Annotated in this window: 14 protein-coding genes and 1 tRNA gene; 12 read left to right on the forward strand and 3 right to left on the reverse strand. The window is 62.7% G+C overall.

The window, feature by feature from the left end; translation table 11 throughout:
• Window positions 1–2 precede the first annotated feature (2 nt).
• From ACP7BZ_RS03225 to ACP7BZ_RS03265, 9 genes are all read left to right on the forward strand, one after another.
• On the forward strand, window positions 3–431 hold the full coding sequence (locus ACP7BZ_RS03225) for an ExbD/TolR family protein (RefSeq protein WP_426110204.1): 429 nt from the start codon (window positions 3–5) through the stop codon (window positions 429–431).
• A gap of 65 nt (window positions 432–496) precedes the next feature.
• Complete coding sequence (locus ACP7BZ_RS03230; protein ID WP_426110205.1) at window positions 497–931, forward strand: ExbD/TolR family protein; 435 nt, start codon at window positions 497–499, stop codon at window positions 929–931.
• A 70-nt stretch (window positions 932–1,001) separates the two neighbouring features.
• On the forward strand, window positions 1,002–2,231 hold the full coding sequence (locus tag ACP7BZ_RS03235) for a tetratricopeptide repeat protein (RefSeq protein WP_426110206.1): 1,230 nt from the start codon (window positions 1,002–1,004) through the stop codon (window positions 2,229–2,231).
• Window positions 2,232–2,411: 180 nt separating this feature from the next.
• The gene (locus ACP7BZ_RS03240; RefSeq protein ID WP_426110207.1) at window positions 2,412–3,395 is read left to right on the forward strand and encodes a bifunctional riboflavin kinase/FAD synthetase; all 984 of its coding nucleotides are present in this window, start codon (window positions 2,412–2,414) and stop codon (window positions 3,393–3,395) included.
• 101 nt (window positions 3,396–3,496) lie between these two features.
• Window positions 3,497–6,391 carry an isoleucine--tRNA ligase gene (ileS, locus tag ACP7BZ_RS03245; protein ID WP_426110208.1) on the forward strand — a complete coding sequence of 965 codons (2,895 nt, stop codon included), beginning with the start codon at window positions 3,497–3,499 and terminating at the stop codon, window positions 6,389–6,391.
• Window positions 6,392–6,445: 54 nt separating this feature from the next.
• The gene (gene lspA / locus ACP7BZ_RS03250; RefSeq protein ID WP_426110209.1) at window positions 6,446–6,961 is read left to right on the forward strand and encodes a signal peptidase II; all 516 of its coding nucleotides are present in this window, start codon (window positions 6,446–6,448) and stop codon (window positions 6,959–6,961) included.
• A 24-nt stretch (window positions 6,962–6,985) separates the two neighbouring features.
• Entirely contained in the window at window positions 6,986–8,212 is a 1,227-nt protein-coding gene (coaBC, locus tag ACP7BZ_RS03255) for a bifunctional phosphopantothenoylcysteine decarboxylase/phosphopantothenate--cysteine ligase CoaBC (RefSeq protein WP_426110210.1), read from the forward strand.
• A 23-nt stretch (window positions 8,213–8,235) separates the two neighbouring features.
• On the forward strand, window positions 8,236–8,694 hold the full coding sequence (gene dut, locus ACP7BZ_RS03260) for a dUTP diphosphatase (RefSeq protein ID WP_426110211.1): 459 nt from the start codon (window positions 8,236–8,238) through the stop codon (window positions 8,692–8,694).
• Window positions 8,695–8,710: 16 nt separating this feature from the next.
• Window positions 8,711–9,826: a M48 family metalloprotease gene (locus ACP7BZ_RS03265; RefSeq protein WP_426110212.1), complete on the forward strand. Its 1,116-nt coding sequence runs from the start codon at window positions 8,711–8,713 to the stop codon at window positions 9,824–9,826.
• Window positions 9,827–9,882: 56 nt separating this feature from the next.
• On the opposite strand, the gene ACP7BZ_RS03270 is transcribed toward ACP7BZ_RS03265, so the two are convergent.
• Window positions 9,883–10,017: a hypothetical protein gene (locus ACP7BZ_RS03270; RefSeq protein WP_426110213.1), complete on the reverse strand. Its 135-nt coding sequence runs from the start codon at window positions 10,015–10,017 to the stop codon at window positions 9,883–9,885.
• Between the two features lie 50 nt (window positions 10,018–10,067).
• Between ACP7BZ_RS03270 and ACP7BZ_RS03275 the strand changes: the two genes are divergently transcribed.
• Window positions 10,068–11,090: an XdhC family protein gene (locus ACP7BZ_RS03275; RefSeq protein ID WP_426110214.1), complete on the forward strand. Its 1,023-nt coding sequence runs from the start codon at window positions 10,068–10,070 to the stop codon at window positions 11,088–11,090.
• 51 nt (window positions 11,091–11,141) lie between these two features.
• Complete coding sequence (locus tag ACP7BZ_RS03280; protein ID WP_426110215.1) at window positions 11,142–12,056, forward strand: DNA-3-methyladenine glycosylase 2; 915 nt, start codon at window positions 11,142–11,144, stop codon at window positions 12,054–12,056.
• A gap of 1 nt (window position 12,057) precedes the next feature.
• Here ACP7BZ_RS03280 and ACP7BZ_RS03285 read toward each other — a convergent pair whose 3' ends face one another.
• Both ACP7BZ_RS03285 and ACP7BZ_RS03290 read right to left on the reverse strand, forming a co-directional pair.
• A complete protein-coding gene (locus tag ACP7BZ_RS03285; protein ID WP_426110216.1) occupies window positions 12,058–12,462 on the reverse strand; it encodes a DUF1851 domain-containing protein in 405 nt (134 codons plus the stop codon).
• Between the two features lie 158 nt (window positions 12,463–12,620).
• A tRNA-Met gene (locus ACP7BZ_RS03290) sits at window positions 12,621–12,697 on the reverse strand.
• Window positions 12,698–12,865: 168 nt separating this feature from the next.
• On the opposite strand from ACP7BZ_RS03290, the gene ACP7BZ_RS03295 reads away from it, so the two are divergent.
• Window positions 12,866–13,459 carry an NUDIX hydrolase gene (locus tag ACP7BZ_RS03295; protein WP_426110217.1) on the forward strand — a complete coding sequence of 198 codons (594 nt, stop codon included), beginning with the start codon at window positions 12,866–12,868 and terminating at the stop codon, window positions 13,457–13,459.
• Window positions 13,460–13,462 lie beyond the last annotated feature (3 nt).

Consider the following 13,462-nt stretch of genomic DNA (forward strand, 5'->3'; position numbering starts at 1 on the left):
TTATGTCGATGAGCGTCGGCTCCGATAGCGGAGAAGAAGATGCAGTCATGTCAGAAATCAACACGACGCCGCTAGTCGACATCATGTTGGTTCTGCTGATCATCTTCCTGATTACCAGCCCGGTCGTGTTGAAGTTGCAGAAAATTAATCTGCCAACCGAAACCAACCAGGCTGCCAAGACCAAGCCGGAAGACGTCAATATCGTGGTCAACAAAGACGGCGATATGTACTGGAACCAAAAGAAACTGGCGAACACGGATGAATTGTTCGAGTTCCTGAAGAAGGAATCCGTCAAATTGCCACAGCCAGAAGTCCATGTACGTGGTGACCAGGAAACCAAGTACGAGTTCATCGGCAAGGTGATTTACACGGCACAACGTGCTGGGGTCCAGAAGGTCGGTTTTATTACCGAACCGCCTGACAAGGGCTAATCCCCTCCCGCAGCGTCTTGCACAAGCAGGCGCTGCGGGACCCCGACATTTCTAAAGGACACACCATGAGTATGAACGTCGGTTCAGGTTCCGGCAGCGCAAACGCTGATCCGGAACCAATGATGGAAATGAACATGACACCCTTGATCGACGTTATGTTGGTCTTGATTATCATGTTGATTATCACGATTCCGAAACAGAACCATTCGGTCAATCTGAATATGCCGGTTGGCAATCCACCGCCACCGACCACCGAACCTGTCGTCGTCACCATCGACGTCGACTTCGACGGTACGATTTTGTGGGACAACGTGGCTGTGCCTGACCGTGCAGCGCTGGAAGCGAAGTTGGCCAGCGTGGCAGCCCAGGCCGATCAGCCGGAAGTGCACCTGCGTCCGAACAAGCTGGTCGAATACAAGTACGTTGCAGGCGTGATGGCTTCGGCCCAGCGTCTCGGCGTGACCAAGATCGGCATGGTCGGCAACGAGCAGTTTCAGTAATCGTAATTTGTAGAACGAACACGGCAGGTATCCCCTGCCGTTTCTCATTTTGAAGAAAGAATTCCACACAATGCCAACATTCCGTCTCGCGCACCTCGGCCTCGTGATGGCCGCTCTCGGCTTTACGGCCGCTACCCCTGTCATCGGCCTGTCGACCGCCATGGCCGCAGAAACCTTGCGTCCTGAAGTAGGCAATCCCCTGCAGGCCGCCCAGGCCTTGATGAAACAGGGCAAGAACCGTGAAGCGCTTGCCAAATTGCGCGACGCCGACAATGTCGGCAACAAGACCGCCAACGAGAGCTACCTGATCGAGCGCGTGCGCGCGGCGGCGGCATCGGCTGCCGGCGACAATGAAGCGGCCGCCAAGTCGTTTGAAACCTTGATCGCCTCGGGCAAACTGTCGACTGGTGAAAAGGACAAATTCTCGGAAGGTCTGGTTGGCTTGTACATCCGCGCCAAGGATTACCCGAAGGCCAACGCTGCCATCAACCGTCAGCTCAAGGACCACGACAACCCGGCGTTGCGCCAGCTGTTGATCCAAAATTACTATGTCTCCGGCAACCTGGCACAGGCTGAGCAGGAACTGCGGAATATCGAAAAAGGCGGCAAGCTCAACGAAGACCAGCTGGGCCTGCTGGCGAATATCCAGCTGAAAAAAGGCGACAAGGCTGGCTACGTTGGTACCATTGAAAAACTGGCGGCATCGTATCCAAAAGTGTCGTACTGGACTGACCTGCTCAACCGCGTGGTCACCAAGCCCGGCTACTCAAACCGCCTGACGGTCGATATCTACCGCCTCAAGCTGGCCAACAACCTGCTGAAAAAGCCCAGCGAATTTGTCGAGATGGCCCAACTGGTGCTGCAGGCAAAAGCGCCGGCTGAAGCCTTGAAAGTGCTGGACAAGGGTTACAAGGCTGGCATTCTCGGCGTCGGCGCCGAAGCGCCCCGTCACCAGCGCCTGAAAGATCTGGCAGAAAAAAATCTGGCGGAAGACCGCAAGACCCAGGCAGTCGACGAAGCAGCGCTGATCAAGGCCAAGGACCAGGATGGCCTGCTGGCGATGGGCTATGGCCTGGTGCAAGCGGGTCAGGCGGACAAGGGCTTGCAGATGATGCAGGACGCCATCAAGGCAGGCGGTCTGCGCAATCCTGAAGATGCCAAGCTGCACCTCGGTGAAGCGCAGGCGGTGGCCGGCAAGAAGGCGCAGGCACTCACCACGCTCAAAGGCGTGGGCGGCACCGACGGCACTGCCGATCTGGCGCGCTACTGGATCATGGCCATCAATCACCCGATGGGTTGATTGCAGCCGGATTGACTGGCTCAATCAAGAGCGCTGCCGTTGGCAGCGCTTTTTTTTCGGCGTCATTTCATCGCCGCGCTGGCGTTGTCAAACGGCCCCAAAGGCAGGATGGGGTGTGAAAGCCGCAACTTGACCGTATAATTCACTATTTAGCTTGCAGCAATAGGCAGCAGATATCACATGAAGGTATTCCGGGGACTACCCAATGATCGCGCGCGCGCGCCCTGCGCCCTGACGATCGGCAATTTCGACGGCGTCCATCGCGGCCACCAGGCCCTGCTGGCGCGCGTGCGCGATGCCGCCAGCCGCCTCGGCGTGGAAGCGGCCGTGATGACGTTCGAGCCGCACCCACGCGAGTTTTTCGCTGCCCGCGCCGGTGACATGGCGCGCGCGCCCAGTCGCATCGCCAATCTGCGTGACAAGCTGGGCTCGTTGGCAGGCGCCGGCATCGACCGCGTCATCGTCGAGCATTTCAACGCCCAGTTTGCCGCCATGTCGCCCGAAGAATTTACTACGCGCGTACTGGTCGAAGGCTTGCACGTGCGCTGGTTGATGGTCGGCGACGATTTCTGTTATGGCGCCCGCCGCGCCGGCACCGTTGCCATGCTCAAGCAAGCGGGACAGCGGCACGGCTTCCAGGTTGAAACACTGCCCACCGTCACCCATGGCGAGCGCCGTATTTCTTCGTCGGCCGTGCGCGAAGCGCTGGCTGCCGGCGATTTTCCGCACGCCAAGCAGCTGCTGGGGCACGATTACGCCATCTCTGGCCACGTCATCCACGGCCAGAAACTCGGTCGCACCCTCGGCTTTCCGACGCTCAACCTGCGGGTCGCCCACCGCGCTGCCCTGTCCGGTATTTTTATCGTGCGCGTGCACGGTCTGGGCCCGACTGCCCTGCCGGCAGTGGCCAGCCTGGGCGTGCGCCCGACCGTCGACGATTCCGGCCGCGTGCTGCTGGAAGTGCACCTGTTCGACTTCACGGGCGACTGCTACGGCAAACTGGTGCAAGTCGAGTTCCTCGAAAAAATCCGTGACGAAGCAAAATACACCGACCTGGCGAGCCTGACCGCCGCCATCAACGGCGACGCCATGCGCGCGCGCGACTGGTTCGCCGACCTGGCCGGCGCAAGCGCCACCGCCATTACTGCCACCGACCGAATTTGACGCCGTCCTGAACGACGATCACCCGGTGCGCGCCGCAGCAGCCACGCACAGCGGGATGAATATGCGGCAACGTCCACCAGTTTCTAATGTAAAGAAAAATCATGTCCGATAACAAACCTGTCGATCAAAAAGCGCCCAAGGCCGCCAAAAAGCCGGAAAGCAAATACCCGGTCAATATGACCGACACCGCCTTCCCCATGCGCGGCGACCTCGCCAAGCGCGAGCCGGGCTGGGTGCAGCAGTGGCAGGACAAGAAACTGTACGAGCGCGTGCGCAAGGCCAGCGCCGGCCGCCCGAAATTTATCCTGCACGACGGCCCGCCGTACGCGAATGGCGATATCCACCTGGGCCACGCCGTCAACAAGATCTTGAAAGACATGATCGTCAAGGCGCGCACGCTGGGCGGTTTCGATGCCCCGTATGTACCGGGCTGGGATTGCCACGGCATGCCGATCGAAATCCAGATCGAAAAACTGTATGGCAAAAATCTGCCGACCGCCGACGTATTGACCAAAGCGCGCGCCTACGCCTACGAACAGATCGACCGCCAGCGCGCCGGCTTCATCCGCCTGGGCGTGCTGGGCGAATGGGACAACCCCTACATGACCATGGCCTTCGGAAACGAAGCCGACGAACTGCGCGCACTCGGCACCTTGCTCGACAAGGGCTATGTCTACCGCGGCTTAAAGCCCGTCAACTGGTGCTTCGATTGCGGCTCGGCGCTGGCCGAAGCGGAAGTGGAATACCAGGACAAGCGCGACCCCGCCATCGATGTCGGCTTCCCGTTCGCCCAGCCGGAACAGCTGGCGGGGGCCTTCGGCCTGCCGGCGCTGCCGCCGGGTGACGGCTTTGTCGTCATCTGGACCACCACGCCATGGACCATCCCGTCGAACCAGGCCCTCAACGCCAACGCCGAAGTGACTTATGCGCTGGTGCAAACCGTGCGCGACGGCAAGCCGCTGCTGCTGATCCTGGCGGCCGAGCTGGTCGAAGCATGCCTGGCGCGTTACAAGCTGGAAGGCGCCGTGCTCGCCACCTGCCTCGGCGCAGCACTCGCCGGCATCAGTTTTCATCACCCGTTGTACCAGGCCGATCCGTTTTACGACCGCCTCTCTCCCATGTACCTGGCCGATTACGTCACCACCGAGAGCGGCACCGGCGTGGTCCACTCGGCGCCTGCCTACGGCCTCGAAGACTTTATTTCGTGCAAAGAACACGGCATGCAGGATGACGCCATCCTCACCCCGGTGATGGGCGACGGCCGCTTTGCGGCGACCCTGCCGCTGTTTGCCGGCATGACCATCTGGGAAGCCTCGAAGCCGATCTGCGCGGCCTTGACCGCCGCCGGCGCCCTGTTCGAAGTGAAAATGTTCGATCACAGCTACATGCACTGCTGGCGCCATAAAACCCCGATCATCTACCGCGCCACCTCGCAGTGGTTCGCCGGCATGGATGTGACGCCAAAAGATGGCGGTGCCACCCTGCGCGAGACCGCGCTGGCCGGCATCGAAAATACCAAGTTCTTCCCCGATTGGGGCCAGGCGCGCCTGCATGGCATGATCGCCAACCGTCCCGACTGGACCCTGTCGCGCCAGCGCCAGTGGGGCGTGCCGATGGCCTTCTTCCTGCACAAGGAAAGCGGCCAGCTGCACCCGGACACGCCTGCGCTGATCGAGCGCATCGCCCAGCTGTTCGAACAACAGGGCATCGATGCCTGGCAGACGCTGCAACCGGCCGATCTGCTCAGCGCCGACGACGCCGCCATGTACGTCAAGAACAAGGACACCCTCGACGTCTGGTTCGACTCTGGTGCCACCCACCAGACCGTGCTGCGCGGCTCACACAAGAACGAGCTGGCGTTCCCGGCCGACCTGTACCTGGAAGGCTCGGACCAGCACCGCGGCTGGTTCCACTCGTCGCTGCTCACTTCGTCCATGCTCAATGGCGTGCCGCCCTATAAAGCGCTGCTCACGCACGGCTTCACGGTCGACGCCGAAGGCAAGAAAATGTCCAAGTCGCTGGGCAACACGCTGGCGCCGCAAAAAATCTCCGATACCCTCGGCGCCGACATCCTGCGCCTGTGGGTCGCCTCGACCGACTACAGCGGCGAACTGTCGATCTCCGACGAGATTCTCAAGCGGGTCACCGAATCGTATCGCCGCCTGCGCAACACGGTGCGCTTTTTGCTGGCCAATACCTCGGACTTCGATCCGCTCACGCACGCCGTGCCGACCGCCGAGCTGCTCGAAATCGACCGTTACGCGATCGCCTCGATGGCGGCGCTGCAAACCGACATCCTGGCCCACTACGAGCGCTACGAATTCCATCCGGTGATCGCGCGCCTGCAAAACTACTGCTCGGAAGACCTGGGTGGCTTTTATCTCGACATCCTCAAGGACCGGCTCTACACCACCGCCGTCGATTCGCCGGCACGCCGCTCGGCGCAAACGGCGCTGTGGCATATCGCCCAGAGCCTGCTGCGGGTGATGGCGCCCACCCTCACCTTTACCGTCGAAGAAGCATGGCAGGCGTTTGCCACGCCGGCCGCCTACGCCGCCAGCGACGACACCATTTTTACGCAGACCTACTGGGAACTGCCGCAACTGGACGACGCCGCCGCCCTGCTGGCCAAGTACACGCAGCTGCGCGCCGTGCGCGCCGATGTCACCAAGGAGCTCGAAGAACTGCGCGGGCAAGGCGCCATCGGTTCGTCACTGCAGGCCGAGCTGACCATCAAGGCAGCGCCCGACACCTACCATCTGCTGGCCAGCCTCGAAGATGACTTGCGCTTTGTCTTCATCACCTCGCAGGCACGTGTCGAACAGGTCGCCAGCGTTGAAGAACAGGCGATCGTGGTCAGCGCGTCGACCGCGCCGAAGTGCGAACGCTGCTGGCACTACCGCCCTGACGTCGGCCACCATGCCGATCATCCGGGTCTGTGCGAGCGCTGTTACGGCAACCTGTTCGGCGCCGGCGAAACCCGTCGTTTCGCCTGATCAAGCAGAGCATATTTTACCCAGACCACCGAGCCACCCTTCACTTTACCGCCCATGGCCACTAAAAAAACCAGCACGTTTTCGACCTCCAAACACCGCGGCTCGCTGATGCCGTGGCTCGGCATCGCCGCCATCGTCATCCTGTTCGACCAGCTGTCGAAAATTGCCATCACCAAGATGTTTGTGCTGGGCCAGGAGAAAGCGGTCACCGGCTTTTTCAACCTGGTGCTGGCGTATAACCGCGGCGCTGCTTTCAATTTTCTGTCCAACGAGAGTGGCTGGCAGCGCTACTTTTTCACCGCCATCGGCGTCATCGCAGTCGGCTTCATCATCTACATGCTGCGCAAGCACGCTGGCCAGCGCCTGTTCTGCTGGGCGCTGGCGCTGGTCATGGGTGGTGCCATCGGCAACGTCATCGACCGCCTGGTCTACGGCCACGTCATCGATTTTCTCGATTTCCACCTCGCTGGCGTCGGTCACTTCCCCGCCTTTAATATCGCCGACAGCGCCATCAGCATTGGCGTGATGCTGTTCGTCTACGACGAGCTGCGTCGCGTCAATCGCAATTAGGAATCAAGCCAAGGAGAGAGCAGCATGGATTTAGCAGGCAAAAAAATCGTCCTCGGTCTGACTGGCGGCGTCGCCTGCTACAAGGCAGCCGAACTGTGCCGCGCCCTGGTCAAACAGGGCGCCAGCGTGCAGGTGGTGATGACCGAAGCGGCCAGCCATTTTATCGGCGCCGTCACCATGCAGGCCCTGTCTGGCCATACCGTTTATACCGATCAATGGGACGCGCGGGTGGCCAACAACATGGCCCATATCGACCTCACGCGCGACGCCGATGCGATCCTGATCGCGCCGTGCTCGACCGACTTTATCCGCAAACTGGCGCACGGCGCGTGTGACGACCTGCTCTCGACGCTGTGCGTGGCGCGCCCGCGCCGCCTGCCGCTGTTCATCGCCCCGGCGATGAACGTCGAAATGTGGGAAAACCCCGCCACCGTGCGCAACGTCGCCCGGTTGGGCGCTGACGGCATCACCCTGTTCGGCCCCGCCGCCGGCGCCCAGGCCTGCGGCGAAACGGGCTACGGCCGCATGCTCGAGGCGGACCAATTACTGGTCGAACTGGTGGCCGCCTTCCAGCCGAAGGTACTGGCCGGGCGGCGCGTGCTGATCACCGCCGGCCCCACCTTCGAAGCCATCGATCCGGTGCGCGGCATCACCAATCTGTCGTCTGGCAAAATGGGCTATGCGGTGGCACGCGCGGCGCGTGAAGCGGGCGCCGAGGTGGTGCTGGTGTCTGGACCGACCGCGCTGGCAGCGCCGCAGGGCGTGCGCCGCATCGACGTCCTGAGCGCCCGGCAGATGCACGACGCCGTCATGGGGCAGTTGGCGGGCCAGCACCTGTTCATCGGGGTGGCGGCGGTTGCCGACTGGCGGGTGAGCAATGCCAGCCCCCATAAAATGAAAAAAACCGCCAGCGGCGCGCCGCAGCTGACCTTTGCCGAAAATCCCGACATCCTCGCCGCCGTGGCGCAGGCGGCCGCCAGCAACCCGGAGGGCTGGCCTTACTGCGTCGGCTTTGCAGCCGAATCGGAAAACCTGATCGACTACGGCGCCGCCAAGCGCCTGCGAAAAGGCATTCCTTTGCTCGTGGGCAATATCGGACCACAGACCTTCGGCGACGATCACAACACGGTCATCGTGTTCGATGCCGCCGGCCACACGGTGCTGCCGCGGGCCGGCAAGCTGACCCTGGCGCGCCAGCTGATCGGCGACATCGCTGCCCGCCTGGGCGCACCGGGCACCCCGCACCGATAAACAACTATAGAAATGAAACACGCATGAAAACTCTGCAGCTCAAGATCCTTGACCCGCGCATGAACGCCCTGTTGCCAGCCTATGCCACCGCTGGCAGCGCCGGTCTCGACCTGCGCGCCTGCATCGATGATGCCATCGTCATCGAAGCGGGCGCGACCGTTTTGATCCCCACCGGCCTGGCCATTCATGTCGCCGATCCCGGCTATTGCGCAATGATCTTGCCGCGCTCAGGCATGGGTCACAAGAACGGCATCGTTTTGGGGAATCTGGTAGGCTTGATTGATTCCGATTACCAGGGTCAGCTGATGATTTCGACCTGGAACCGTGGCCAGCAGGCATTCACCCTGCAGCCGATGGAACGACTGGCGCAGTTGATCATCGTGCCGGTAATGCAGGTGGCATTCGAGGTCGTTGACGAGTTCGACGCTGGCCAGCACAGCGAGCGCGGTGCTGGCGGCTTCGGCAGCACCGGCAAACAATAAAAACAGGAGAATTTCGATGCAGCATATCCACGCCTTGCGCCGCGGCGCAACCATGTCATATGCCCTTGCCACACTTTCAACGATCAGCTTTTCCCTGTTGCTGGGCGCCTGTAGCACCCCGCCCGTGCGCCCGCAGGCAGCAACCGAGCGTCCCACCGCCACGGCCGGAGAAACGCCAGCGCCAGCGCTGACGCCGCAAATGGCGCAGGACGCCGAACTGCTCAACCGCATGGCCAGCCAGCTCGACCGCCTGTACCGGGTGGCCGCGCCGCTGCTGATCAACAACGTCGACCTGTGCAAGGCGCAAGCCAGAAATCTGCTCGGCTTTACTGCCAAGAACCGTTACTCGTACCCGGGCGACTACAACGAAGCGGCCCACGTCGCTTTTGGCATGGGCGAGCACTTGCAGGTAACGGGTGTGCTGGCCGGCAGCGGCGCCGCCCAGGCTGGCCTGCAACGCGGCGACCGCCTGTTGACGGCAGGCGGCAAAAAGCTGCCGACCGGCGCGAATGCCCCCTCCACTGCCGGTGGCGTATTCGGCCCCCTGCTGACGGCCACTACGTCGCTGCCGATCGGCATCGAACGCGATGGCGACAAACGCTCGATCACGGTCCCGGTCACCCGCGCCTGCGGCTTCGGCATCGAACTGGGCAACGCCGACAATGTCAATGCCTACAACGACGGCAGCCGCGTGATGGTCACCCGCGGCATGCTGGCGTTCGTGCGCAGCGACGATGAACTGGCCTACCTGCTGGCCACCGGCATGGCGCACAGCCTGCTGGGTCACCCGGCTTCGCAGCGCTACGCTGGCACGGTGGGTGGCATCATCGACAACCTCGTCAAGGTAGAACCGGATACCTCCATGCTGATCGGCAGCGGCGGCATCAAGGCCATGAGCGCCGACACCGATATCGCCGCCGACCGTCTGGCGCTGTACCTGACGGCGCGCGCCGGCTACGACATCGATGGCGCCGCGCCGTTCTGGAAGCGGCTGGCGGCAAACTATCCGGCGACGGTGCTCAACGGCTTTGTCGCCAACCACCCGGCCACACCGGCGCGGGTGGCGGCGATGGAAAAAACCACGGCGGAAATCAAGTCGAAGCAGTCGACCAAAAAGACCCTGATGCCTTGAGCATTGCGCCGTCCAAGAATAACGGGGCCGGGTCGAATGATCCGGCCCCGTTCATGTCAAAAGTCGGGAAACAGCGTGCCCATCACGTAAGTGAGCAGACCGCAAAACGCCACCGCCGCCACCAGCACAATGAGCAGGCGGCCGAACTTCGGCGTCGCGTCGGCTTTTTTTGTATCATGGTCGCTCTTCATTCGCTCATCCCGTTGCGTGCGTGGCTGTCAACCCCAGTATATGCGATCCCATGGACAGTATTGATCTTGAAGTATTAAAAACCGCGGCCGGCTGGATTGCCGCCGGCTTGCGCTGCCAGCTCGTCACCGTGGTTAAAACCTGGGGCTCGAGCCCGCGGCCGATCGGCGCGCTGCTGGCCATCTGCGAAACCGGCCAGGTGGTCGGCTCGGTGTCGGGCGGCTGCATCGAGGATGACCTGATCGCCGAAGTGCGCCGGGTCGGCATCACCCGCACGCTGCCGGAAGTGGTCAGCTACGGCATCAGCGCCGACGAAGCGCACCGCTTCGGCCTGCCCTGCGGCGGCACCATCGAACTGGCCATCGAGCCGCTCGGGGTCGCCAGCGGCGTCGCCGAACTGCTCGAGCGGCTCGACCGCCACGAGCTGGTGGCGCGCCGCCTCGACTTGCACAGCGGCGCCGTGACGCTCTCGCCGTGCCCGCCCGGCGTCGTCCTGCAACTGGACGAGGCCGCGCTAACCAGCGTGCACGGCCCCCGCTGGCGCCTGTTCATTATCGGCGCCGGCCAGCTGTCGCGCTTCGTCGCTCAGGTTGCCACCGCCATGGATTACCACGTCACCGTGTGCGACCCGCGCGAGGAATACCGTGTCGGCTGGCAAGTGGCCGGCGTGCGCGTGGTGCACATGATGCCCGACGACCTGGTGCTCGAATCCTCACTCGACCACCGCAGCGCCGTGCTCGCCCTGACCCACGACCCCAAGCTCGACGACCTGGCGCTGATGGAAGCGCTCAAATCGGACGCCTTCTATGTCGGCGCGATCGGCTCGCGCGCCAACAACGCCAGCCGGCGCGAGCGTTTAAAACTGTTCGATGTCAGCGACGCCCAGCTGGCCCGCCTGCATGGTCCGGTTGGTCTGTACATCGGCAGCAAGACGCCGGCCGAAATCGCCATCTCCATCCTCGCTGAAATGACGGCCGTCAAAAACGGCGTGCCGGCCTCGCAGCAGCTCAACCATGCGGCCGCGCTCAACCAGGCCGGCGCCGACGCTTCGAGCGCCGCCTGCGTGCGCGCGTGAGTAGCACATGAGCAGCCCATGAGCAGCCCATGAGCACCACATGAGCACCACATGAGCACCACCATGGAACTGGTGCTGCCGCTGCCGGCCGGCTACGACGTCGGTCCGGTGCTGGCGTTTCACAGCCGCGACGTCGAAGCCGTCAGCGAGCAGGTCAGCGAACAGGTCAGCGGACAAGTCAGCGAACAACGGCTGCGCAAGGCGGTGCTGCTCGACGGCGTACCGCTGCTGCTCGACATCGCCTTGACGCCGTCACACGCGCACTGCCAGATCGTCGCCGATGCAGCCATCACGCCGGCTGCGGCGACGATGGCGCAGGATGCCCTGCACAATGTGCTGGGCCTGCGCATCGACCCGGCGCCGTTCCTGGCAGTGGCCCGCGCTGATCCCCTGCTGGCGCCGCTGGCACGCCGCCACAGTGCGCTGCGGGTGGTGCAGTCGGCCAGCGTGTTCGAGGCGCTGACCTGGGCCATCATCGGCCAGCAAATCCATCTCGGCTTCGCCATTGCCCTGCGCCGCAGCCTGATTGTGCAGGCGGGCGTGCGCCACAGCAACCGCTTGTGGTGCTATCCGGAAGCGCGCGAGGTGGCGTGTATCGACATCGATGCGCTGCTGCGCCAAAAATTCTCGCGCGCGAAGGCCGACACGCTTCTGCGGCTGGCGCGCCTGGTCGACGATGGCACGCTGTCGCTCGACCGGAACGCCGACCTCGCCAGCACCAGCGCTGCCCTGCTGGCGATCAAGGGTATCGGCCCGTGGACCGTCAATTACGCCCTGCTGCGCGGCTTTGGCTATGCCGACTGCTCGCTGCACGGCGACGTCGCCATCCGTACTGCCCTGCAACGCCTGCTGGCCGAAGACAGCAAACCCGACCTGGCGCGCACCGAAGCGCTGCTGGCACGCTGGGCGCCGCACCGCACGATGGCAGCGGCGCTGTTGTGGGCCAGCCTGGCACCGGCCGCCTGAACTACAACGCGTCGTCGAACGCTTCAGCGACCTCCCCGCAACAACGCAGCAGCAGCGACCACGGCGCCGTCGCCAGGTTGGCCGCGTCGGCCGCACCGCCCTGCGCGCTCGGCACCGTCATGCAGTATTTGCGACCGGCCGCCAGCGGACCGAGCGCGGCGCGCGCCGTCGCCGTCAGTTCGGGCGCATACCAGTGCTGCAAAAATTGCTGGTTGTATGACAGTTGCCGCAGCGCGGCGCGGTGCGGCGCCACCCGCTGGCAACACAGTTCCTGCGGGCACAGCCACCAGTAGCCACCATCGGCGCCTCGCAGCATCAGGTTGCCGAAATCGTTCTCGCCCAGCACTTCGACGGCGTGCAAACCCGTCCAGCCCCAAAATTCGTTGATCTCTGCCAGTGATGCCATCGCCCTGCCCTCCCATCGCTTGTACGGGATAGACCGCGCGGCGCCGTCATTGTCACGCCTGCTTGTATAAAGATTGAGGGGAATCGAACGGGCACCGAAATGCGCAGCCAACAAGAAAAAACCGCCGACACGCTTGCACGTATCGACGGTTTTAAAATTGGTTGCGGGGACAGGATTTGAACCTGTGACCTTCGGGTTATGAGCCCGACGAGCTGCCAGACTGCTCCACCCCGCGTCTGTGCCGTTATTATAGGGCTTACAAGGTCTTTAGGCAATATCAATCTCCAGCTAAATTACGATAGCAGCATGCAATCGCCAGATCAGTCCCCTGGCAGCGTGCGCCGATGCGGCGAAAGCGCGGTAATCGGTGTAAAGTAAGCAAAACTCTTCTCTGCGGCTATCTATGAAATTTTGCTCCGAATGCGCCCAACCGGTCGCGTTGATCATTCCTGAAGGCGACAACCGCCCGCGCTTCGTCTGCAACGCTTGCGGCACCGTCCATTACCAGAATCCCAAGCTGGTGGTGGGCTCGCTGCCGGTATGGGAGCACGATGGCGAATTGAAAATATTGCTGTGCAAACGCGCCATCGAACCGCGCTACGGTTACTGGACATTGCCGGCCGGCTTCATGGAAAATGCCGAAACCACGGGCGCCGCCGCCATCCGCGAAACGGTGGAAGAAGCGGGCGCCAACATCGAGCTGGGGCCGCTGTTTTCCATGCTCAACGTCGCCTATGTGCACCAGGTCCACCTGTTTTACCTGGCGCGGCTGGTCGACCTCGATTACGCCGCCGGCATCGAAAGCCTCGAGGTCGAACTGTTCAGCGAGCGCGACATTCCCTGGGCCGACCTGGCCTTCCCCACCATCCGCACCACCCTCGAGCTGTTTTTCGCCGACCGCAAAAAAGTGCGCGAAGGGGGCAGCTACGGCTTTCACGAACATGACATCACCCGGCCGATGCGCGCACCATCGGATGCGGCCCACGATATAGCGTAAGCG

Source organism: Massilia sp. PWRC2, assembly GCF_049896725.1.
Classification (GTDB): domain Bacteria; phylum Pseudomonadota; class Gammaproteobacteria; order Burkholderiales; family Burkholderiaceae_D; genus JAFCUW01.